The sequence below is a fragment of the Vibrio sp. MA40-2 genome, assembly GCF_047302445.1.
GTDB lineage: Bacteria > Pseudomonadota > Gammaproteobacteria > Enterobacterales > Vibrionaceae > Vibrio.
Window position 1 is genome coordinate 830272 of the sequence record NZ_CP178628.1, and the last position, 21462, is coordinate 851733.

General features: G+C 40.2%; 20 protein-coding genes. 4 read left to right on the plus strand and 16 right to left on the minus strand.

Annotated features, from left to right (window positions below; all coding sequences use genetic code 11):
- The 11 genes from ACLKML_RS11435 to gspC form a co-directional block, all read right to left on the minus strand.
- The gene (locus ACLKML_RS11435) at nt 1-495 is read right to left on the minus strand and encodes a type II secretion system protein M (protein ID WP_413285430.1); all 495 of its coding nucleotides are present in this window, start codon (nt 493-495) and stop codon (nt 1-3) included.
- On the minus strand, nt 492-1706 hold the full coding sequence (gene gspL / locus ACLKML_RS11440; RefSeq protein ID WP_413285431.1) for a type II secretion system protein GspL: 1215 nt from the start codon (nt 1704-1706) through the stop codon (nt 492-494). The genes ACLKML_RS11435 and gspL overlap by 4 nt, the downstream gene beginning before the upstream one ends.
- Nucleotides 1675-2709 carry a type II secretion system minor pseudopilin GspK gene (gene gspK / locus ACLKML_RS11445; protein ID WP_413285432.1) on the minus strand — a complete coding sequence of 345 codons (1035 nt, stop codon included), beginning with the start codon at nt 2707-2709 and terminating at the stop codon, nt 1675-1677. Before gspK ends, gspL begins: the two co-directional genes overlap by 32 nt.
- Nucleotides 2702-3394, minus strand: a complete 693-nt coding sequence (gene gspJ / locus ACLKML_RS11450) for a type II secretion system minor pseudopilin GspJ (protein WP_413285433.1) — start codon at nt 3392-3394, stop codon at nt 2702-2704. Before gspJ ends, gspK begins: the two co-directional genes overlap by 8 nt.
- Complete coding sequence (gspI, locus tag ACLKML_RS11455; RefSeq protein ID WP_413285434.1) at nt 3381-3740, minus strand: type II secretion system minor pseudopilin GspI; 360 nt, start codon at nt 3738-3740, stop codon at nt 3381-3383. Before gspI ends, gspJ begins: the two co-directional genes overlap by 14 nt.
- Nucleotides 3737-4321, minus strand: a complete 585-nt coding sequence (gene gspH / locus ACLKML_RS11460; protein ID WP_413285435.1) for a type II secretion system minor pseudopilin GspH — start codon at nt 4319-4321, stop codon at nt 3737-3739. Before gspH ends, gspI begins: the two co-directional genes overlap by 4 nt.
- Before the next feature lie 61 nt (nt 4322-4382).
- Nucleotides 4383-4820, minus strand: a complete 438-nt coding sequence (gene gspG / locus ACLKML_RS11465; RefSeq protein WP_413285436.1) for a type II secretion system major pseudopilin GspG — start codon at nt 4818-4820, stop codon at nt 4383-4385.
- A gap of 55 nt (nt 4821-4875) precedes the next feature.
- The gene (gspF, locus tag ACLKML_RS11470; protein ID WP_413285437.1) at nt 4876-6093 is read right to left on the minus strand and encodes a type II secretion system inner membrane protein GspF; all 1218 of its coding nucleotides are present in this window, start codon (nt 6091-6093) and stop codon (nt 4876-4878) included.
- Nucleotides 6093-7589, minus strand: coding sequence for a type II secretion system ATPase GspE (gene gspE, locus ACLKML_RS11475; protein ID WP_413285438.1), 1497 nt, complete (start codon nt 7587-7589; stop codon nt 6093-6095). The genes gspF and gspE overlap by 1 nt, the downstream gene beginning before the upstream one ends.
- Complete coding sequence (gene gspD, locus ACLKML_RS11480) at nt 7589-9616, minus strand: type II secretion system secretin GspD (protein ID WP_413285439.1); 2028 nt, start codon at nt 9614-9616, stop codon at nt 7589-7591. Before gspD ends, gspE begins: the two co-directional genes overlap by 1 nt.
- Nucleotides 9617-9655: 39 nt before the next feature.
- Complete coding sequence (gspC, locus tag ACLKML_RS11485) at nt 9656-10591, minus strand: type II secretion system protein GspC (protein ID WP_413285440.1); 936 nt, start codon at nt 10589-10591, stop codon at nt 9656-9658.
- A 170-nt stretch (nt 10592-10761) separates the two neighbouring features.
- Between gspC and hslR the strand changes: the two genes are divergently transcribed.
- The 4 genes from hslR (at nt 10762) to ACLKML_RS11505 (ending at nt 16142) form a co-directional block, all read left to right on the plus strand.
- Nucleotides 10762-11169: a ribosome-associated heat shock protein Hsp15 gene (gene hslR / locus ACLKML_RS11490; RefSeq protein WP_413285441.1), complete on the plus strand. Its 408-nt coding sequence runs from the start codon at nt 10762-10764 to the stop codon at nt 11167-11169.
- A 15-nt stretch (nt 11170-11184) separates the two neighbouring features.
- Nucleotides 11185-12060 (plus strand): Hsp33 family molecular chaperone HslO, encoded by an 876-nt coding sequence (gene hslO / locus ACLKML_RS11495; RefSeq protein ID WP_413285442.1) that lies wholly within the window; start codon nt 11185-11187, stop codon nt 12058-12060.
- 332 nt (nt 12061-12392) lie between these two features.
- On the plus strand, nt 12393-14021 hold the full coding sequence (gene pckA, locus ACLKML_RS11500) for a phosphoenolpyruvate carboxykinase (ATP) (RefSeq protein ID WP_413285443.1): 1629 nt from the start codon (nt 12393-12395) through the stop codon (nt 14019-14021).
- A gap of 117 nt (nt 14022-14138) precedes the next feature.
- Nucleotides 14139-16142 (plus strand): AsmA family protein, encoded by a 2004-nt coding sequence (locus tag ACLKML_RS11505; protein ID WP_413285444.1) that lies wholly within the window; start codon nt 14139-14141, stop codon nt 16140-16142.
- Nucleotides 16143-16222: 80 nt separating this feature from the next.
- Here ACLKML_RS11505 and ACLKML_RS11510 read toward each other — a convergent pair whose 3' ends face one another.
- The 5 genes from ACLKML_RS11510 to typA form a co-directional block, all read right to left on the minus strand.
- Complete coding sequence (locus ACLKML_RS11510) at nt 16223-17125, minus strand: YiiD C-terminal domain-containing protein (protein ID WP_413285445.1); 903 nt, start codon at nt 17123-17125, stop codon at nt 16223-16225.
- A gap of 46 nt (nt 17126-17171) precedes the next feature.
- Nucleotides 17172-17606 carry a D-aminoacyl-tRNA deacylase gene (gene dtd, locus ACLKML_RS11515; protein WP_413285446.1) on the minus strand — a complete coding sequence of 145 codons (435 nt, stop codon included), beginning with the start codon at nt 17604-17606 and terminating at the stop codon, nt 17172-17174.
- Nucleotides 17578-18480: a virulence factor BrkB family protein gene (locus ACLKML_RS11520; RefSeq protein WP_413285447.1), complete on the minus strand. Its 903-nt coding sequence runs from the start codon at nt 18478-18480 to the stop codon at nt 17578-17580. The genes dtd and ACLKML_RS11520 overlap by 29 nt, the downstream gene beginning before the upstream one ends.
- 9 nt (nt 18481-18489) lie before the next feature.
- Nucleotides 18490-19014: an AAA family ATPase gene (locus tag ACLKML_RS11525; protein ID WP_413285448.1), complete on the minus strand. Its 525-nt coding sequence runs from the start codon at nt 19012-19014 to the stop codon at nt 18490-18492.
- Between the two features lie 102 nt (nt 19015-19116).
- On the minus strand, nt 19117-20949 hold the full coding sequence (gene typA / locus ACLKML_RS11530) for a translational GTPase TypA (RefSeq protein ID WP_413285449.1): 1833 nt from the start codon (nt 20947-20949) through the stop codon (nt 19117-19119).
- Nucleotides 20950-21462 lie beyond the last annotated feature (513 nt).

A 21462-nucleotide genomic window follows, 5' to 3' on the forward strand; every position in this document is an offset into this window, starting at 1 on the left:
CTACGCCCCTCTTTTTAATTGCAGACGCTTCACTTCGATAATACCTGACGAACCACTGTTTGAAATTTCCATAAATTCGACTTGTATTCCTTGCTGTTGGCGTAAATAAGCAAGCCAATGAATAAACTGATCAAATGCTACTGGTTTAAGCCAGACTTGAAGCATGTCATCACGAGGCTGGATACGGATCAGTTCAATTTTATAGGTTTTTGCCGATGTTGAAATAACTTGATTAAATGGTTGGCTAGACGCGCGAATACCGTTGGAGCCTCTGAGTTCGACGATTCGATCTGCAGATTCAGAAACCCAGTTCAATAATTGTCGTTCGGTGCTAATTCTAACTTGCGCCGCTTCGGCCCGTTCTGATATTGGTTGAATAACTCCCCAATAGATCGCCCCTAACACGACTAAGATTGAGCAAAGAATAAGCATGCGCTGCTCTCTTTGAGAAATATTTCGCCACCAAGAAGTAAGCAATACGGTCATTGCATTCATGATTTACTCCTTAACACAAAACTACCAAAGACTTTATTGTCTTTTTTATCCAGTGGCCCTTGAGTAACTTGAAAATTTTCAGACAGTTTTGTTCTTACTAATTCAAACGTTTGAAAATCTTGCATCGAAACATCAAGGCGAATTTCACCACGATTGGCATCATAGCGAATATTACTGATCTGAACAGAAGGCTGATCTTGTAAAGCGTCAGGCAAAAGTGCTAACCAATCTAAAATCGAGCGGCCACTTGTGCCACCAGACAGTCGATGTTCCTCATCGCTCATCAGCCGTTTTAAGTAGCTCACCGTTGGAATACGTTGTTTGTCGGGAAATATCTCTCTAAAAATACGTTCGCTTTCAGCGTGATAGCTTTTAGCTTGGGTTTCATAACGGTTAACCTCAACACCTCGTTGTACGGTTAACACCACTAAAAACAAGCAAGCAGCAATAACGACTTTTCTCCATACCGTTATATTTTTTAAGATAGAGGATTGTGGTTTCAATGAACCCGTTAATAGATTAACCGATGAGCTGAGCGCACCTTTAGTTAAAAGCGCCATAACCAGTTCCGGCTCTGCTGAGCGCCAACGTTGATTATGTACTTGCGATGCTGGTGTGGGAGTATAACTCACAATATTATATTGATGCGCTTCAGAGCGACACCAATCCGACTCCACGAAAAAATCTAGCCATTGTTCTTCGATAGTCACGGATTGATACAGTGACTTTCTGAACAACCATTGAGAATCAATTTTTAAAGTAGCAATGCCATCGTCCAATAAAGGCAACGCTTGTGTATCTGGCATGGCTTGTTTGAATATAATGCCAACACTAGCAAAGGCATCAAGCCAACCTATTAAATACTTTTTATCGACTGCAGCAACTTGAATATTTTTTGCACTTTTCGCCAAAATAGAAAAATGCAGTTCTTCTACATCTTGAGCAATATCATCTTCAAGCAGATAAGGAAGCATGGCTTCTATTCTACGCCCTGCTCCTGTAGGCAGCTCGGTGTCAACTAAAAGAACATCGCGGCTATCTAACAATAAGATTGCTGTTCGTTGATAGGCATAAGTTGCTAGCTCTGGTAGCTGTTCTCTACTGCTAAGCTCTCCACTTGCTATAATTTCGTTTTGACTGGTAGACCATACTAACCATTGAATCGGGGTTTGTTGATTTCTACTCAGTCGAACGGTCAGAAACTCGCTCAATGACGCCTCCAAAACGTCGTCGTATTACCGAGACATTCTTTCTATCTTTACTAAAGAGCAAGCTTCTAATTCTTACTCTCGATTCATTTACCATTACTTGAGCATCAAGCTCGAAGTATCGACTATCGGTGGTGAGATAACCTTTTGCGTTATCTTTAATACTATCTTCAATGGATGCTAATTGCGCTTCTGCAACAAAATCATCTACTGTTGCCCATCCATCATAAGGCCTATCTTCTATCAGTGTTAAGGCATTATTTAAGTCTAGATATGGAGAGAACATGGCAACCAGTATTACCGCCCCTTCACTACTCACCGTATTAACATTTAAACGCCAATCATCCCATGGAAGTGCACACACTACCGGCCTGATTTTTTCCATTACGGAACTGTCCATTTGATATACGGCTCTAAGCTCGGAATTGTCCGCTAGCACTACATTTGGAGAGAGGTACGCTGGGCTTAGCCCTTCATAGGTACTGTCTTCAACGCCGTAATTAGTGGTCGTTCTGGTGTCTGGATCTAAAAATTCCCACGTCGAATCACTGATCACTTCAGCTTGATAATTATCCACCTCAAGCGCCTCAAGTATTCGTTGCCAAACACTCACTAAATAAGGCTTAACGGTTGCCGTACTGTTCTGCCTTTCTTTACCCAATACATTGATATTAAAGCATGCCTGCATATCGATAATTTTTCCCGACGCAGAACCATAATCAAGAGGATAAACCTGTTCTTCTAATGCCCAATACTGACTGGTATTAATACTATCAGCATCTTCATAACTCTGTTGTATCGCATATTTAGCTAACGCTTCGACACCGATACTATACCAATAAGCTTGTTGATGATTTAAGCGATTTTCTGCTCGAGTAAAATTCACAAATAATCTTTCTGTCATCGTTGCAGCAATAGACACCATTATAGATAAAATAAGTAGCACCACTATAAGCGCAGCGCCTGAGTTTTTTTTTCTTTGCTTACTGCTTAATGTGCTACTCATTGGTATTGCTACCATTTTCATTGGTATCTGTTGCGATGTATAAACGATCACCTGCGGTTAAATACACACGTTCTATGCGACCATAATCTTGCAATGTGAATGTAATTGACACGGCTTCGGGCAGTGTCAAAGGCTCATCCCAATCATTACTCCAACTTCCTTGGTTATAAAAACGCAGGGTAAAATCATCTACATCATTAAGAAGAGGGGTTACTAATGGATCTTGGCCTACTGGTGTATCTGGGTAACGCCACCATATTCGCTCTAATTGATGCTCAACAATTCGGTATCCTACTTTAGCTACCTCACCACGGGGAAACATTTGCTGCGGGTTTTGCCAACCTAAGCGAGTAAAAAGAACCGCATTGTTGTCTGATTGCAGTAAACCATTTCCCCAAACAATTAGCTTATCTGAAGCCTCTTCGCCATCGGTGCGAAATTGCCTTAAAGCAATTTGTCTAAAATCATTATCAATAATGATCATTGCTCTTTGCAGTTGTTTCAGTCTGTCCGTTTTTATAAGCGATAATTGATTACTGCGTTGGATTTGATTCAATACCATATAAGCTGAGAGACTTAATGACGCAAATATAGCGATGGCAACTAATACCTCAATCAGCGTAAAACCTCCTTGCGCAGAAGAAGTCGATTGGCGTACTCGGCTCAGAGGTCTATTTATCAACATAACTTCTTACCGTGACGAGTGGTTTTTTAACCCCTTTATCTAATGCGACACTGACGTCGAAGGCGGTGATAAAGCCAACCGACGTATCAACAGGATCTACCTTCCAATACCATTCTCGCCCAGCCATTTCCACCTTGCCAATTTTAGCACTGGTGGGTGCGCCTGCTAACATAATCAAGCTCATTTGATTATCAGCGATAAGCGAAGCAAATGTCTTTTGTTCTAAATAAGAGAGTGTATTAATGTGCTGAGTAACCGATCTCATAACACTGATCGCTGCGGTAGCAAATATCGCTAAGGCAACTAAAACCTCTAATAATGTCATTCCTCTATTACGTTGAATCATTGAATATCTATCTCATTTTCAAGTTCAGAGGTATGAACTAATGCTATCAAACCGGATTCTTTTACATCCACTAACCAGCCAGTATCTCTATCTTCATTGGCAGAAATTAAAAGTTGAAATGGGGTGACCTCTCCACTTGATAGTACAAATAGTTGTGGTGGTTCGATCTTTTGCTTCTCTTCTGCTTCAGAGAACATTTCTTCAAATAAGCTTTGTTGCTTAAATAAATTTTCATTATTGGTCCAAGCATCAGTGCCTATTTTTAGCGACAGAGAAATGCCATCAGGCATTACCGTTTGTGCATAAGTTTTGTTTTCTAGTACTTGCCAACCGGCCTCTTCTAGTTGTAAATAAGAGTAGCTCGCTTTATTTTCTTCTACTCTTATGCCTAAATCTCTGCCATTTAAAATTGCATATTCATTTAAAAGTTGTAGTCGATAGTAAAAACGTTCAGCCTGTTGTTTCGTTATATCTTGTTTGCTGTCAGGCAAATTAATAATAACCGCAACTGCACTTATCGATAACAACACCATGACTAACATGATTTCGATAAGCGTAAATCCTGCTTGTTTTTTATTCATTTCGACCACAGATCACTACGTTCACATTGCTAGATTCACATTGGTAAAGCGAGTGAAATAACTAAAAATCTTGCAGATTCCAGTTACCAATATCAGCTGCACTGTCTTCTCCACCTTCTTGGCCATCCGATCCAAGACTGAAAATATCTATCGTGCCATTATCACCTGGACTTAAATATTGATAATCGTATCCCCAAGGGTCTTGAGGCAAACGACGAATATATCCGCCGTCTAGGTAATTTCTAGGTTCAGGAGAGCCACTTGGCTTATTCACTAGAGCTTCTAGCCCTTGGTCAGTGGTTGGGTAAACACTGTTATCCAATTTGTACATATCCAATGCTTGCTCTAAAGCAGTAATATCTGATACGGCTTTTTGCTGATCTGCCTTCTCTTTATTACCGAGTAAATTAGGCACAACAAAACTGGCTAAAATTCCCAAAATTACAATCACAACCATTACTTCAAGTAAGGTAAAGCCATTCTGTTTTCTTTTGTTCACAACTTTCTCCTAGCAAATTGATTTTTATTTTCATCGATAAATTCTTACGCATTTATCACGCTGAAATTAAATTATTCATCTCTAAAATTGGCATTAATGTTGCCATTACAATAAATAACACCACACCAGCCATCACCGCGATAAGTGCAGGGGTAAACAAACCTAATGCAATATTAACCGTAGATTCAAAATCTCGATCTTGGTTATCGGCAGCTCTAGTCAGCATTTGTTCTAATTCACCACTTTGTTCACCACTGGCTATCATATGCAGCATCATTGGTGGAAAAAGCTTTGTCTGGTCTAACGCGAGTCTTAAACTACCACCTTCACGTACTTTTTCTGACGCGATCAGCACATGTTGTTTGATATAACGGTTTGTCATCACATCGGTGGCGACTTTCATTCCATCTAGTAAGGGAATAGCACTAGAGGTACAGATAGATAATGTACGGGCAAATCTGGACGTATTAATGCCTCGAATAATTTTGCCTATTAATGGAGCACTAAGTAACTTTTTATCCCATTTCAAGCGGGTTTGCGGTTTCTTTAACGCCATTTTACTGACAATGTACAAACACAAAAACGCCAAAACAAGTTGCAGTCCCCAGCTTTGCACAAAATGACTTGCATCCAATAAAAATTGTGTGGATGCAGGTAATTCTTGTCTCATTTGCACAAATTGATCAACTATTTTAGGTACAACACTGGCAAGCAGAAATGAAATTACCCCGAGTGCGAATACAGTTAACACAATAGGATAAATCATAGCTTGTTGTAACTTTGAGCGCATTTGTTGCCGATTTTCTGCGTAATCTGCTAGACGATTAAGCACATTATCTAATTGGCCAGAACGTTCTCCTGCCGAAACCATAGAACAAAATAGATCATCAAATACATGTGGGTAATCGGCTAAACTGTCTGCTAAGGTATAGCCCTCAACCACTCTTGAGCGAACCCCCATCAGCATATTGGTAATACGGGGTTTTTCTGATTGCTCGGCGACAGCCTGTAAACACTCTTCCAAAGGCATACCCGCTTGTACCAAAGTTGATAATTGGCGCGTTAATAAAGCGAGTTCATTAGTACTAATACTACGCTGGAAAGACAGAGATGCATTACTGGTGCGATTTTTTAACTTTGTTTCAATAACTTCAATAGGCACAAGGTCTTGTTCTTTCAATCGCTGGCGTACTTGTCTCGCATTATCACCTTCGATAACACCGCTCTTTTTCTTCCCTTTGTTATTCAGTGCTTTGTATTCAAATGCCGCCATTATATTTCCTTGGTCACGCGCATAACTTCTTCAAGAGTTGTAATGCCTTGACGGACTTTTTTCAAACCATCATCTCTTATACTTGGCGTGTAAGAACGGATCTGCTTTTCTATCACCTGCTCTCCGACTTCGGAGTGGATCAATTCTTGAACACTGTCATCGATTAACAACAATTCATGAATACCAGTACGACCCCGATAGCCTTTATAATTACACGCTTCACATCCTTTGGCTTTATAAAGCTCAAGGGGTTGGTCAGCTTCTAAGTGAAATAGTTTTTTCTGTTCCTGATCAGCTTGATAAGTCTCTTTGCAATCTGGGCACAATGTTCTAACTAAACGTTGAGCTAATACGCCGAGCAATGATGACGAAATGAGAAAGGGTTCTATTCCCATATCTCGCAATCTTGTTATTGCACCAATTGCTGTGTTGGTATGCAAAGTAGAAAGAACCAAGTGACCCGTTAACGAAGCTTGAACGGCAATTTGTGCCGTTTCCAGATCTCGTATTTCTCCGACCATCACAACATCAGGATCTTGCCGCAAAATGGCACGTAAACCACGTGCAAAGGTCATATCAACTTTAGGATTAACTTGAGTTTGTCCAATACCATCAATATCAAATTCAATCGGGTCTTCAACGGTGAGTATGTTAGTTTCGCTACTGTTTAGCTCTTGTATTCCTGCATATAAGGTAGTGGATTTACCTGAGCCAGTTGGTCCGGTAACCAAAATAATACCGTGTGGCCTAGCTATCAGTTTCCTGAAACTTGCATGGTTCTCAGCCGTCATTCCCAAACTATGTAAATCAAGACGAGTGGCGTTTTTATCTAACAAACGCATTACCACTCGTTCGCCATGAGAAGAGGGCATAGTAGACACTCGGACGTCAACCGCTCGACCGCCTATTTTTAATGAAATACGCCCATCTTGAGGCACTCTCTTCTCCGCAATATCCAGTTTTGCCATCACCTTTACACGAGAAACAAGCAGTGGAGCAAGTTTACGGCTCGGCGACAGAACTTCTCTCAACACTCCGTCAACACGAAAACGAATCGACAAACTTTGTTCAAATGTTTCGATATGAATATCCGATGCACCTTCTTTAATCGCTTCACCCAACATGGCATTGATCAATTTGATGATGGGTGCATCGTCTTCTGTCTCTAGTAAATCTTCATTACTTGGCAGTTCTTCCGCTAATAGAAAAAAATCATCACTATCGGCACCAATATCTTCCATTAATTGTCGAGCTTCTGATGTTCCACGTTGGTATATTTCAGTCAGTTTTCGTTCAAATTCATCTTGAGTGGTTGGCAACAAATTGAATAACGTTCGCGTGACTCGCTGAACTTCCATCAGAGTATTGATGGCCAATGGCTCGACATAGTAAAGATTGGGTTGTTCAGATGATTGGCTATTATTCTCTAACACCACGTGGTGTCGCTTGGCAAAACCAAAAGGTAACCTTTCAATCGTACTCACCAACCCCTTCATTAATTTAACTCCAACTGATCAATAAAGGCCTGAACTTCTGCAGGATAGCGTGAAGGATTATTACCGTATTCTGGAATAACGGGGATCTCACCATCATCAACCAACTTCAAGCCTTCTTGAGCGTTAAACAGTTGTTCTGCGCGAATATAGTTGTATTTTCTTTGCGTAATACCATCTGCAGTAACGCCATCTCGGATAATAGTTGGTTTGATAAATACCATTAAATTTTTCTTTTCCACCGAGGAGCTGGTCGATTTGAATAAATAGCCAATAAGCGGTAAGTCGCCAAAGAAGGGGACTTTTGATTCACTTTCCATCACTCGTTCATCAATCAGTCCACCTAATACCAGCATCTCACCATCTTGAATCATCACCGAAGTATTAAGCTGACGTTTAGCAAAACGAACATCAACAGCACCGCTGGCCCCTAAAACATTCGACACTTCTTGCTCAATACGCAGTTGAACTGAGTCCCCTTCATTGATTTGTGGAACCACTTTTAATTTAATGCCCACCTCTTTTCGTTCCACTGTTTGAAATGGATTACTATTATTTGAACCGGCGGTTGAACCGGTTAATACAGGCACTTCTTCACCGACAATAAAAGAGGCTTCTCCATTGTCCATTACCGTGATGCTCGGCGACGATAGAATGTTTGAATTAGAGTCATTAGACACAGCACTGATCAAAGCGGTCCAATCGCCCATCACTAAACTTAATGCGGCGCCATTAACACTGCTTAGCGCAGAAGCTAACGATGAATAGTCGCCTGATTCGGTGGTTTCGGTTGTAACCCATTCATTATCATCTGAATCCCAGTAACTGGACGAGGTAGTGGTATCTTTCGCTTCTTCTAGTCCAACCATAACACTGCCTATTGACGTGCCAGTATTACTGTATTGTACAACTGCACCGGTATCTAAATTGCCCCATTGGACCCCTAAACTGGTGCCGTCGCCTTCGGCCATTTCAACAATTAATGCTTCAATCAGTACTTGAGCGCGACGTATATCCAATTGCGCAATCACATCCAATAATCGATTCAAAATATCCGGTGGCGCAGCCAATACCAACGCATTGGTGTCTTTATGTGCAGCAATCATCACCTGAGATTTATTCGACGAGGGTCGTCCATTGGTTGATGCTTGATTCTCGGATTCAATGTTATCCGAAACACTTTTTAGTACATCAACAATCTCTTCAGCTTGTGCATACTTTAGATAAACAACTTGATTATTGCCTTTGGTTGCCATTTCGACATCTAACTGTTCAATGATCTTACGCAGGCGTTTACGTACTGTCGGATCCCCCGAAATAAGCACCGAATTGGTCCGCTCATCAGCAACCAATTTTGGCTGTAAAAAAGCAGGGGTGTTTTTGTTGTCAGTGGTTTTATTGAGCGCATCTACAATTCGTACCATCTCAGAAGCGGAAGCATTTTTTAGCTCAACAACTTCTATCGATTTATCGCCGGCTTGATCAACCCGCTCAATGATTTCAGCAAGACGGTTCACGACCGCCGCGCGACCAGTAATCAGAATAATATTGGCTGGATCATAATGAACGACGTTACCCGCTCCAGCATTATCATTCAGTTGACGTAATAAAGGGGACAATTCTCGGACAGAAACATTCTTCACTGCGACAACTCGAGTTATTACCGCGTCGCCAAGTATTTTCTCACTGCCACCAACAACGGGAATAGCAGAGGTTTTAGCATCTTTAGCTTTGATGATTTTAAGAACACCAGTGTCCATTTCTACAACGGCAAAACCATAAACTTCAAGAACATTAAGGAAAAATTGATAATACTGCTCTTCATCCAAAACATCATAGCTGCGGACATCAATTTTGCCTCGCACCGACGGGTCAACAATAATTGTTTTCTCTAAGTTGCGTCCAACGATATTGATGAACTCTTGAATATCTGTTCCTTTAAAGCTGGCGCTGAATTCATCTGCAGACGCCGAGAAACACAATAGGCTGCCTGCAAGAAACAATGCACTTCTGCTTAACCACTTTTTCACCAAAATCTCTCCATAATTACCAACAAAGTACAGCCAGTATTATAATGCTATATAAATGTCATAAGGCTGACCGTTTCTCTCAACCGTCAAGCTTAGTTCTGTTAATTGTGACATAGATTGCCAAATCATACCCATTGCAGAAGGGTCTGTAAGATCCTGCCCATTTAAAGAGGTGGCTATGTCACCATTTTTCAAACCTACAGAGTCAAAAAGTAATTTTTCTTTACCTGGCCTCACTCGATAACCAATTAAATTACCATCCTTTTTAACTTGAGATAAACGTATATACTGTAGGATTTTTTGTGGGTCATTAACTATTTCTGATCTAATCGATGCCATCAGTTCTTCATCTAGCTTTGGCCGCAACGTATTTTGTACTGGTTTACTTGATGCTCTATTCGGCGTTCTGTTCAGTTGATTATTTTGTTTAGAAAACTCAATACCTTCAAGCATCAAGGTTTCATCTCGCCCCGCATTATCAATAATCACTCGGTCAATGAAAACACGTTTGAGTTTCGCTTGCGTTCCATCAATTTTTTCGCCAACACCATAAGTTGATTGGCTTCCTCTATTAGCTATAACCGCTAAACTTTTATCAGTCGTAGAGCTTGAGACAGCCCCGACTAAAATTAAGTTCAACCGAGTTTTAGGTGCATCTTGAATAACTGGTGCCACTGGCGTGACTTCAACGTGGGCAGTTAATTTTCCAAATAGCGCGGCATCTAATAATTCCGACAAATCACGATGAGTAGAACTTGGGGTGAGTTGAGTTGATTCCGCTTTAGGAACCCACTTGGTTACCGTAGCTTGTTCGCCATCAAAGTACCAAAGTAACTGACCCGTTATCCAAGCGGACAGGCAAACAAATAATAGTGCAATTAACATGCTGATTTTTGCCTGTGAAACGGAAAACTTAGCCAATAGCATTGCGGTATATTCAGAGAATATCTGAGCTCTGCTCGCAAGAGAAGACATTACCCACCCTTTATATATTTAAGTCTTTATAAATCGTAATGTCAGAGGATATCATAATGAGATAAAATAATAGGCAACTGAATGGCGACAATTTCAAAAAAGCTCTTGAAAATTGGCAGTCATGCCACCACTTCTACACAAAATAGTTCTCACATGGTGTTATCTATAATATGGCAGCTGGTACAAAAGCAGTAAGCGATAAAGAAGCCGTCAGGCTCGATAAGTGGCTATGGGCCGCCCGCTTTTATAAAACACGTTCTATTGCTCGAAACATGATTGACGGCGGCAAAGTCCACTACAATGGTCAGCGCTCTAAACCAAGTAAAATTGTCGATGTTGGCGCAACAATAACATTACGACAGGGACAAGATGAGAAAACCGTTATTATAGAAAAAATTTCTGGGCAAAGAAGGGGGGCACCAGAGGCTCAACTTCTATACACAGAGACAGCAGAAAGCATCGCAAAAAGCGAAGAAAATGCACAAAAACGCAAACTCAACACGCTCTATAATCCTAGCCCCGAACGTAGGCCTGATAAAAAGCAGCGTCGAGATATTATTAAATTTAAAAATCAATAGCCGGAGTATTCTGACATGGCACATGACGTGTTAAACCGTTATCTATTCAACGATCTATCTGTTCGAGGTGAGCTTGTACAGCTAGATAAAGCCTATCAAGAGATCATTTCCAGTAAAGAATACCCTGCACCTATTCAACATTTATTGGGTGAGCTTTTAGTAGCAACAACACTACTCACTGCAACACTTAAATTTGAAGGATCGATTACGCTACAGTTACAAGGTGATGGCCCTGTTTCGTTAGCCGTAATTAACGGTGATCATGAACAAAAAGTCCGTGGAGTATCTCGTTGGCAAGGCGATATTCCTACTGACGCAACTCTCCATCAATTAATTGGCAAAGGTCACCTCGTTATTACTATTTCTCCACACCAAGGAGAACGATACCAAGGTATTGTTGGTTTGGAAGGTGATGACCTTGCAGCGGTTCTAGAAAACTACTTTATTCGCTCTGAACAGCTAAAAACCCGTTTATGGTTCCGTCTGGGTGAAAAAGATGGCCAACCACACGCTGCCGGTATGTTATTACAAGTAATGCCTGATGGAACTGGCTCAGAAGAAGATTTTGAACATTTAGAACAACTGACTGATACTGTAAAAAACGAAGAATTATTTTCGTTACAGGCCAATGAACTACTCTATCGTTTGTATAATCAGGAAACGGTTAATCTGTTTGAACCACAGCCAGTTGAATTTCATTGTGGTTGCTCTAGAGAAAAAAGCGCCAGTGCAATTGTAACAATTGCGAAAGAAGAAATTTACCAAACATTAACCACTGAAGGTACAATTACTTTACATTGTGATTACTGCGGCACGAATTATTCGTTCAACGAAGATCAAGTCGCAGAGCTTTATTCTCAAGCAGATCAAGATAATGTGACCATTCACTAATTTCTCAAGTATGTAAATATTCTAAATATAATCAATAAGCCGGTATAATCCGGCTTTTTTATGCCTGTCACTTCTATATAACGCGCTTTTTTCTTCATTTAACCTAATATTTCACTATTAAAAACAAACATAAAATTGATCTAGCGCAAAACAGCTAAGTGGCCATAAAACAACCATTCCAAAATGTGACCAATGATTCAAAAGCCTGCATAAATCATGAACAATTTATGACTTATCTCCCTGTTTTATCCCTTTCACGTTGCTAGCATGGTGAACAGATGAAAAACAAATTATAACGATTACCCTACAAAAATCTTAATTAAGGAGCACCTATGACCGTTATGGAACATACCAAGGCTGCAACACTAGACCTAACTCAATACGGACTAAATGACGTACAGGAAATTATTCGTAACCCTAGTTATGACCTGTTGTTTGAAGAAGAAACTCGTCCAGATTTAGAAGGTTATGAAAAAGGCGTAGTAACTGAGTTAGGCGCTGTTGCCGTTGATACTGGAATATTTACAGGACGTTCACCGAAAGATAAGTTTATCGTATTAGACGACACGACCAAAGAAAATATGTGGTGGACTTCTGATCAAGTGAAAAACGATAACAAACCTATTACTCAAGAGGTTTGGAACGAACTGAAACAGTTAACCACCAAACAGTTATCAGGTAAGCGCCTTTTTGTTCTCGATTGCTATTGTGGTACCAATGAAGATACTCGTCTAGCTATTCGTTTTGTCACAGAAGTGGCTTGGCAGTGTCATTTTGTTAAAAATATGTTTATCCGTCCAACAGAAGAAGAGTTAGCGACATTTGAACCTGATTTTGTGGTTATGAACGGAGCAAAAACGACCAACCCAGACTGGGAAAAACAAGGCCTTAATTCAGAAAACTACACGGTATTTAATTTAACAGAAAAAATGCAACTCATCGGCGGTACTTGGTATGGCGGTGAAATGAAAAAAGGTATGTTCGCCATGATGAACTACTTCCTACCGTTAAGAGGCATTGCAGCTATGCACTGTTCTGCTAACGTGGGTCAAGATGGTGATACCGCTATATTCTTTGGTTTATCGGGTACTGGTAAAACTACCTTATCTACCGATCCAAAACGTGCACTAATTGGTGATGATGAACACGGGTGGGATGATGACGGAGTATTTAATTTCGAGGGAGGTTGTTACGCAAAAACCATTAAGCTTTCCAAAGAAGCGGAACCTGATATCTACAACGCAATCCGTAGAGATGCACTACTAGAAAATGTAACGGTTCGTCATGATGGTTCCATCGACTTTGATGATGGTTCAAAAACTGAAAACACTCGTGTTTCATACCCTATTTATCACATTGATAATATCGTTAAACCTGTTTCTAAAGCAGGCCATGCGAGCAAAGTTATTTTCTTAACTGCCGATGCATTTGGTGTACTTCCTCCGGTTTCTAAATTAACCGCAGAACAAACTAAGTACCACTTCTTGTCTGGTTTTACCGCTAAACTTGCTGGTACTGAACGTGGAATTACTGAACCAACACCAACTTTCTCTGCTTGTTTTGGAGCTGCGTTCTTAACTCTACACCCAACCAAATATGCAGAAGTACTAGTTAAGCGTATGGAAGCTTCAGGCGCAGAAGCTTATTTAGTCAATACAGGCTGGAATGGCACCGGTAAACGCATCTCTATCCAAGATACTCGTGGTATTATTGATGCAATTTTAGACGGATCTATTGAGCAAGCGGAAACCACTCAGATTCCAGTCTTTAATTTAGAAGTGCCGACAGCATTACCAGGCGTAGATCCTGCGATTTTGGACCCTAGAGACACCTATACTGATCCTCTACAGTGGGAAAGTAAAGCCGAAGACTTAGCTCAACGCTTTATCAAAAACTTCGCAAAATATACCGATAATGCTGAAGGTGCGGCATTGGTAAGCGCAGGACCTCAACTAGACTAAGTCCTAGTTCTAATACACAATCAATGGTTAAGCCCTTCTATCGAAGGGCTTTTTTTGTTGAATCTGTTAACTAATTGAGTCAATCTGTAAAAAACAAGCAAACGAGGTAGCGTTTAAATGATAAAGAAAGCACTGGTCATCTTCATAACCACACTAATGTTGATCCTACTTTGTGCTCTCATTGCTTTGTACTTTGCGCTACAAGGGCCTTACACAACAAAGTTTGTTAATCATTTACTCAAGCAATATTCCAGTGTGTCGATGTCGGTTTACCAAGCTGATTTTGAATGGCCAAATCATCTATCCTTGCAAGGCGTCGACCTACCCGACCTCCAAGATGAACCTATCAATATCGAACAAGTGGACATTTGGATCAATGCTGATTCAATAGCGCGACAAGCCCTCGTATTTGATAGCATTAAAGTAAACGGGGTTCGGTTACAACATGGCTTACCAGCCATGGCTGATCTCAAATCACTTAGTGTCCATCAAATAGCAATCACAAACCTTGATTACTCAGATGAGAATTTAATTTCTCGAGACACAAATATTCAAATTACCAACCCTAGTTTTCAAGACAACACACACAATATTCCATACGGACAAATACAATTCTCGGCCGACCAAATCTATTGGCAAAATGAAGCGTTTGACGATGTCCTTATTAATGCCAACTATCAAGCTGACAGCAGTACTATCTACGGCGCTTCGTTAGTCTGGAGAGGAAGCGATATATCGACTCAAGCCGAGCAATATAAGCAAGGCTGGTCTCTGGTCAATGCAACCGTTGATAAGCTAAGGCTGACCAATAAACAGTGGGATAATATCAATGCTGTCGATTGGTCCATTTTTTTAAACAACATATACCATATTAATAGCTTAGACATATTGAATAGCTCAATAGAAACAGACATGTTTAAAGTGACTAATGGCGATCTTTCTCTCGAAAACATTACTCTGCACAAAACCAATGGCTATTCAAAATTAGAAAACATAGCGACAAAAGAAGTTAACTCAACAGGAGAAAGTATTTCAAAACACAATAGTAGATGGAAAATAGAACAAGTTTGGCAGCAAGAAGATGCGTATGTCTCCTTCGGCGCCGAAAGTATCTATTTGTTCAATCATTTATTGCTAGAACCAATATTTGAAAGCTATTTTGACAAAGACCTTATTTCTATAAGCTCGCTCAGCGTAGAATTTGAACAAGGTATTGTACGAGCAGTAGGTGAATTAACCCCTAACAATGCCTATTTTAAAGACTTAGAAATTGACGGCATAAAGTGGATTTATGAGTTACCTGAGAACCTGCCTGTCATACAGCAGTACTTATCATCTTTAAATAACCTTGCAATTGACCGCCTAAAAGTAAGCCGAACTCAATTTATACAACTGGCTCAAAAACCCAATTGGCAGTTTTCAGGCCTTTCCATTGACGGCAATAATCTCATCTTAGTCAAAGATAATAAAACAGCACTTTGGCAAGGAGATATTAGACTCTCGGCCAACAACGTCAGCTTTCAACAACTATTAACTAGCCACCCGCTTATTACGATGCAGAGTAATAATGGTATTTGGGTACTCGATGAAGCGGTGATCCCACTAGAACATGGGCTTATTAACGCTACTGCCAGCTATAATTTAACTCAACCAAGCCAACCGTGGAGAATGGAAATATTTGCCGATGGCCTGCCTATTGACCTAATCACGCAATGGATACCTCTACCAATTGGCCTACAAGGGCTCGCAGAATTTCAAGTAGGTTTAAGCGGGCTCGGTGGCGATGAGTTGATGCTAAGGCATAGTTTAAGTGGTCAGTTAGTCGGTTCATTAAGAGAATCACTATTAGTCGACCAACAAAAAGGTGAGCCCTACCCACATTATTTTGAAAGCTCGGATATTTCCATTAATGCAGATAGAGGAAGAATAAAACTCGACCCCGTTATCATTACTGGTGACAAAATTTCAGGGCAGTTTATAGCCGATGTGGACTTAGTCGAAAAAGACCATAATACGGTACAGCTGGAGCTTACAACACCATGTTCAGTTCTGAATTATGATCTTCTTAACTATGACAAAGACGAACAGCCTATCTGTATTGATAAACCAAAAACAAAATAAATGCGATACGCTAACCAAATTAACATTATGAGTGTTTCACTAGCACTCACTAATAACATCGCATGTTAGCTCTATTCATGTTAGCTCTGTTTAGGAAGAAGCATATAAGTCCCTGTAAATTCAACGGCAGCAGTATCACCACTAAAAATGGTAACATTAATAACAATTCGTACTTTTCTACCGGTTTCTAAACGATCTAAGTCACCGCTGATACCATCTAAAGACGTTGTCGCTATCGGTGTTTGCTCAACTGGATGCCTATAGCGAACCTTACTTTCCGCCAGAACAATATCGGCTTGTAACCCTCGCTCCTTCATGAGTAACCAGGTCATTCCCCAACCTGTTAGGGTCGCCAACGTAAAAGCGGAGCCGGCAAACATAGAGTTTCTAGGGTTCAAATTGGGGTTAAGTTGCGCGCTGCATTCAAATTGATAGCCGGTATATTGAGTAATCTTAATACCCATTTTATCACTAATTGGAATTTGCTGTTCCCAACGCTCCTGAAGTTCAGCACACCATTCTGGCCTACGAAGAATATTCTCCATCGGATCCAGTTGTTTCACTAACTGTTGGTGTCGATTGGCACCATATTGGCCACTGAGCTCTCCTTGGCTTTCGAAGCCATTTTTAACATAGAAAGCCACGGCATCTTGTTTGGCGTTACAAACTAATCTTTTTACCCCTTCTTGACGAGCAAAAGACTCCAGTGCAACCAGTATTAACGAACCGACGCCTTTATTACGACGATTCGGTTTTACTGCCATAAAGCGTATTTGCCCTTCATGGTCAGGCGTAATATACAAACGACCAATCGCCATTGGGCGTCCACGCCCATCAACAATCATTCTATGGTGACTCATTTCATCAAACTCATCACGTTCAGATCCAACCGGTAAACGGAGTGGTTCTCGTAACATTTGCCAACGAAAATAATAATATTTGGCAATCTGGTTATCCGTTTTTGGGGTGATTAACTTAAACATTAAAATCCTTTTTAAGCGTAAAGCGGTAAAGCCAGTAACATGGTAATCATACCTGTAACCAAAATGTTACTGGCCCATCATTGACTAATGATACTTTCATATCTGCTGCAAAACGGCCTGTTTCTGTTGGTAGAACCTCAGCACAGCACTCCGAAAAATAGTGATACAATTTCTCAGCCTCTATTGGGTTAGCACCGCGTGAAAAGCCTGCTCTTGTTCCTTTTTTGGTATCCGCTGGTAAGGTAAACTGTGAAACCACTAAAAGGCTACCTTCAACTTGTTTCACGTTGAGATTCATTTTGTCATTCTCATCAGAAAAAACTCGGTATTGAGTAACTCTTTCCATTAGACGTTTAGCTTTGGCTTCATCATCGCCTTTTTCTACACCTAAAAGAACAAGTAATCCCTTATCAATCTGACCGACAATTTGCCCATCTACTTTAACAGAAGCTTCACTCACTCTTTGTATCAGAGCTATCACTGGTTTTTCTCCTAATCATACGTTCAATTAGTATTGGTAAATTTATTTGTCTGGAGCGGTTCCACTTATCACGTTCACCCAAACTCGCGGTCAGTTCAGCACCAATCAATACAATAAGCCAACACAGATAAATCCAGACGAATAAAATAGGTACAGCCGCTAATGCACCGTAAATAACATGATAAGTCGGGAACGCTGAAATGTAATAAGCAAATATATTCTTACTTACTTCAAACAAAATTGTACTAATCAGTGCACCAAATAAGGCATGAGACACTTTAACTTGAACATTGGGGACCAATAAATATAAACCAAAAAAAGCCAGATAGGAAAAAAACAGTGGTAAAACACCGTATAAAAAATTGACCGTATCATTACTTAGAAACTTAAGAGATGCCACATGAGAACTGACTGCAATACTCGCCCCTACAAGCAGAGGCCCTAAGGTCAATACCATCCAATAAATAGATAATGAATAAATCAGACGACGCTTTTGCTTAACTCGCCAAATATAATTTAAATTGTTATCAATACTAGAAATCAACAAAATAGCGGTAACGAACAGAAAAGCCGCTCCAACAGTAGTCATTTGCGCGGTATTAGCTACAAAAGCTTCCAACGCATCTTTAATTGCATCGCCTGCCGCTGGAACAAAGTTATGAATAACAAACTGCTGCACAGTCAAACCAACCCCTTCAAAAGCAGGGAATTGTGCTAACGCAGAAAGAATAACCGTAGTTAAAGGAACCAAAGATAACAAGGTAATATAAGCCATATAGCCTGCATTTACCGTTAACCTATCGTTCTTTGTTCTTTGTCTCAGATAATCAAGATAATGAATAGTCGTATTTAAAAAACACGTTAATTTAGACATAAAGAACCTTCAATTTAAATGCTTTAAAATAAAATCAACACGCTCTTCTACTGTACCCCACGGCACTTCAATGGGTTGATAACCAAAGCCATGATAACAATCTAACAGCAGCTGATGGACTTCGAGCGCTTCTGAAAAAGGGTGAGGACGCACCTCATCTTGACTATAAATAGTGCTATTAGGGGCACAGAAGAAGACTTTTTCATAATACCCCACACTCGCTTCAACAAACGATGGCGCAATCTCTAATTTTCCTAACTGCAAATAAGCACAAATATCAGGAATCGCCCTATCAAAAAAACAAATATCCGATCTTGCTTCCGATAATTTTTTTTGTTGTAACATCATATCTAAACAAAGTTCAGCAAATTTTTCTAAGTTAGTCCATGGTAAAATACCATCAATACGTTGCGATTGTTGTTCAATTAAATGACGGGAACTTTCTTCAAAAGTGCAATAACCTCGCTGGGACAGTGATTCAATAATACTGGTTTTTCCTGCACCGGGTCCTCCGGTTATTACCACTAATTTCATCTTAATTCCTATGCTAATTGAAGCTTACCTTACCAAAAAACAATACCCCTTCATGACGAATCATGAAGGGGTATTTTTATGCAGTTATCGATTTAAAGCAAATTATGCTTTAGCTGGACGGCTTGCACGCTTACGTTCGTTTTCAGTAAGAAGTTTCTTACGAATACGAATGCTTTCTGGCGTTACTTCAACCAACTCATCTTCATCAATAAACTCTAATGCTTGCTCTAACGTATACTTAATCGGTGGTGACAGTACCTGTGCTTCATCAGTACCCGATGCACGAACGTTAGTCAGTTGCTTACCTTTAAGGCAGTTCACTGTTAAGTCATTCGAACGGTTATGAATACCGATGATTTGACCTTCATACACTTCATCAGCATGCTCGGTGAATAAGCGTCCACGCTCTTGAAGATTAAACAATGCATAAGTCAGGGCTTTACCTGTCGCATTTGAAACAAGCACACCATTACTACGCTGACCAATAACACCACCTTTATGTGGGCCATAATGATCAAATGTATGGTAAAGCAATCCAGAGCCAGACGTCATCGTCATAAATTCGGTTTGGAAACCAATCAAACCGCGAGAAGGCATCATAAAGTCCATACGAACTCGGCCTTTTCCATCGGGAGACATATCAGTCAACTCACCCTTACGGATACCGATATTTTCCATTACGCTGCCTTGATTTGCTTCAACAACATCAATAGTCACGGTTTCATAAGGTTCTAACAATTTGCCATCTTCTTCTTTCAGAATAACTTCTGGACGCGATACCGCAAGCTCGAAGCCTTCACGACGCATATTTTCAATAAGAATAGAAAGATGGAGCTCACCACGACCTGAAACACGGAATTTATCAGGATCGCTAGTTTGTTCTACGCGCAATGCTACATTGTGAACCAATTCTTTTTCTAGACGCTCAAGGATATTTCGAGAAGTAACGAATTTACCTTCTTTACCCGCAAATGGTGAGGTATTCACTTGGAAAGTCATGGTTACTGTTGGTTCATCTACCGACAATGGCGTCATTGCTTCAACTGCATTTTGGTCACAAATGGTGTCTGAAATTTTCAGTTCACCCAAACCTGTAATAGCGATGATATCGCCAGCGTTAGCTTGTTCAACTTCGTGACGCTCAAGGCCTAAGTAACCAAGCACGGTTCCAACTTTGCCGTTACGTTTTTTGCCATCAGCACTCACAATAGTTACTTGTTGGTTCGGTACCACTTTACCACGTGTTACACGTGCAACACCGATAACACCAACATATGAGCTATAATCAAGCTGAGATATTTGCATTTGAAGAGCACCATCAAGGTCTACTTTTGGCGCTTCCACGTTATCAACAATAGATTGGAACAAAGGTTCCATATCTTCGCCTTCAACGCCTTCTTCTGCTGACGCCCAACCATTTAAAGCAGAGGCATAAACAACTTGGAAATCTAACTGTTCATCAGTTGCACCTAAGTTATCGAACAAATCAAACACTTGATCCATAACCCAATCAGGACGAGCGCCCGGACGGTCAACTTTATTTATAACAACAATAGGCTTTAAACCATGACCAAATGCTTTTTGAGTAACAAAACGCGTTTGTGGCATTGGTCCATCTACTGCATCAACAATCAATAATACTGAATCAACCATAGACATAATACGTTCAACTTCACCACCGAAATCGGCGTGTCCTGGAGTATCTACGATATTAATTCGGAAATCATTCCAGTTAATTGCGGTATTTTTTGCAAGAATAGTAATGCCACGCTCTTTCTCGATATCATTCGAGTCCATAACGCGTTCTTCTGCTTCTCCACGAGATTCTAAAGTACCTGACTGCTGAAGCAGTTTATCTACAAGAGTGGTTTTACCGTGGTCAACGTGCGCGATGATCGCGATATTTCTTAATTTATTAATCTGTGGAGTAGTCATGAATTTTGATTCACTCAATAATATGAAGCCGCGAAATTGCGCCGCTTTGCTGTTAGCTGGTATAAGGTAGTAAAAAACCGTTCTAAAAATAAACAGTTTTAAAAATCGGCGCTAATGTATCAGATTTTTACTCAAAAAACTAAAGAATGTGATCTTTATCGACAATTGTTTTACTTTTTGTCGATGAATCAAGCAATAAATGCTCATTTTTACAGTATCTACACTCTCATAAATGAACAATTACTTGATTTAACCTCAGCACTTGAAAATCCGTTTGACTTTTTTCTGTCAGAAGTGCTGAATAGAGTTTATTCGATTCTGCATATATCAAAACCTTGGTCGCACCAAAACAGAGCGTTGTCAGGATCATAATGGTGCAAAAGCTGCACCAAAAAAACACTTACTCGATTAAACCTTTGAAAATAAAGGATTAAATTATATGGCACGGTTTTAGCTTTAGATTTATTGTTGACTAATTCAATCTAGACCAAGAAATTAATCAACAATAATTGT

Excerpts from the sequence above, each read along its gene's own strand:
- ACLKML_RS11505 (WP_413285444.1), top strand. The coding sequence starts at position 14,139 with ATGATAAAGAAAGCACTGGTCATCTTCATAACCACACTAATGTTGATC.
- gspK (WP_413285432.1), bottom strand. The coding sequence starts at position 2,709 with ATGAGTAGCACATTAAGCAGTAAGCAAAGAAAAAAAAACTCAGGCGCT.
- ACLKML_RS11510 (WP_413285445.1), bottom strand. The coding sequence starts at position 17,125 with ATGTTTAAGTTAATCACCCCAAAAACGGATAACCAGATTGCCAAATAT.
- gspI (WP_413285434.1), bottom strand. The coding sequence starts at position 3,740 with ATGATTCAACGTAATAGAGGAATGACATTATTAGAGGTTTTAGTTGCC.
- gspJ (WP_413285433.1), bottom strand. The coding sequence starts at position 3,394 with ATGTTGATAAATAGACCTCTGAGCCGAGTACGCCAATCGACTTCTTCT.
- pckA (WP_413285443.1), top strand. The coding sequence starts at position 12,393 with ATGACCGTTATGGAACATACCAAGGCTGCAACACTAGACCTAACTCAA.
- gspF (WP_413285437.1), bottom strand. The coding sequence starts at position 6,093 with ATGGCGGCATTTGAATACAAAGCACTGAATAACAAAGGGAAGAAAAAG.
- ACLKML_RS11525 (WP_413285448.1), bottom strand. The coding sequence starts at position 19,014 with ATGAAATTAGTGGTAATAACCGGAGGACCCGGTGCAGGAAAAACCAGT.
- gspE (WP_413285438.1), bottom strand. The coding sequence starts at position 7,589 with ATGAAGGGGTTGGTGAGTACGATTGAAAGGTTACCTTTTGGTTTTGCC.
- gspH (WP_413285435.1), bottom strand. The coding sequence starts at position 4,321 with ATGAATAAAAAACAAGCAGGATTTACGCTTATCGAAATCATGTTAGTC.
- hslO (WP_413285442.1), top strand. The coding sequence starts at position 11,185 with ATGGCACATGACGTGTTAAACCGTTATCTATTCAACGATCTATCTGTT.
- ACLKML_RS11435 (WP_413285430.1), bottom strand. The coding sequence starts at position 495 with ATGAATGCAATGACCGTATTGCTTACTTCTTGGTGGCGAAATATTTCT.
- hslR (WP_413285441.1), top strand. The coding sequence starts at position 10,762 with ATGGCAGCTGGTACAAAAGCAGTAAGCGATAAAGAAGCCGTCAGGCTC.
- gspC (WP_413285440.1), bottom strand. The coding sequence starts at position 10,591 with ATGTCTTCTCTTGCGAGCAGAGCTCAGATATTCTCTGAATATACCGCA.
- ACLKML_RS11520 (WP_413285447.1), bottom strand. The coding sequence starts at position 18,480 with ATGTCTAAATTAACGTGTTTTTTAAATACGACTATTCATTATCTTGAT.
- typA (WP_413285449.1), bottom strand. The coding sequence starts at position 20,949 with ATGACTACTCCACAGATTAATAAATTAAGAAATATCGCGATCATCGCG.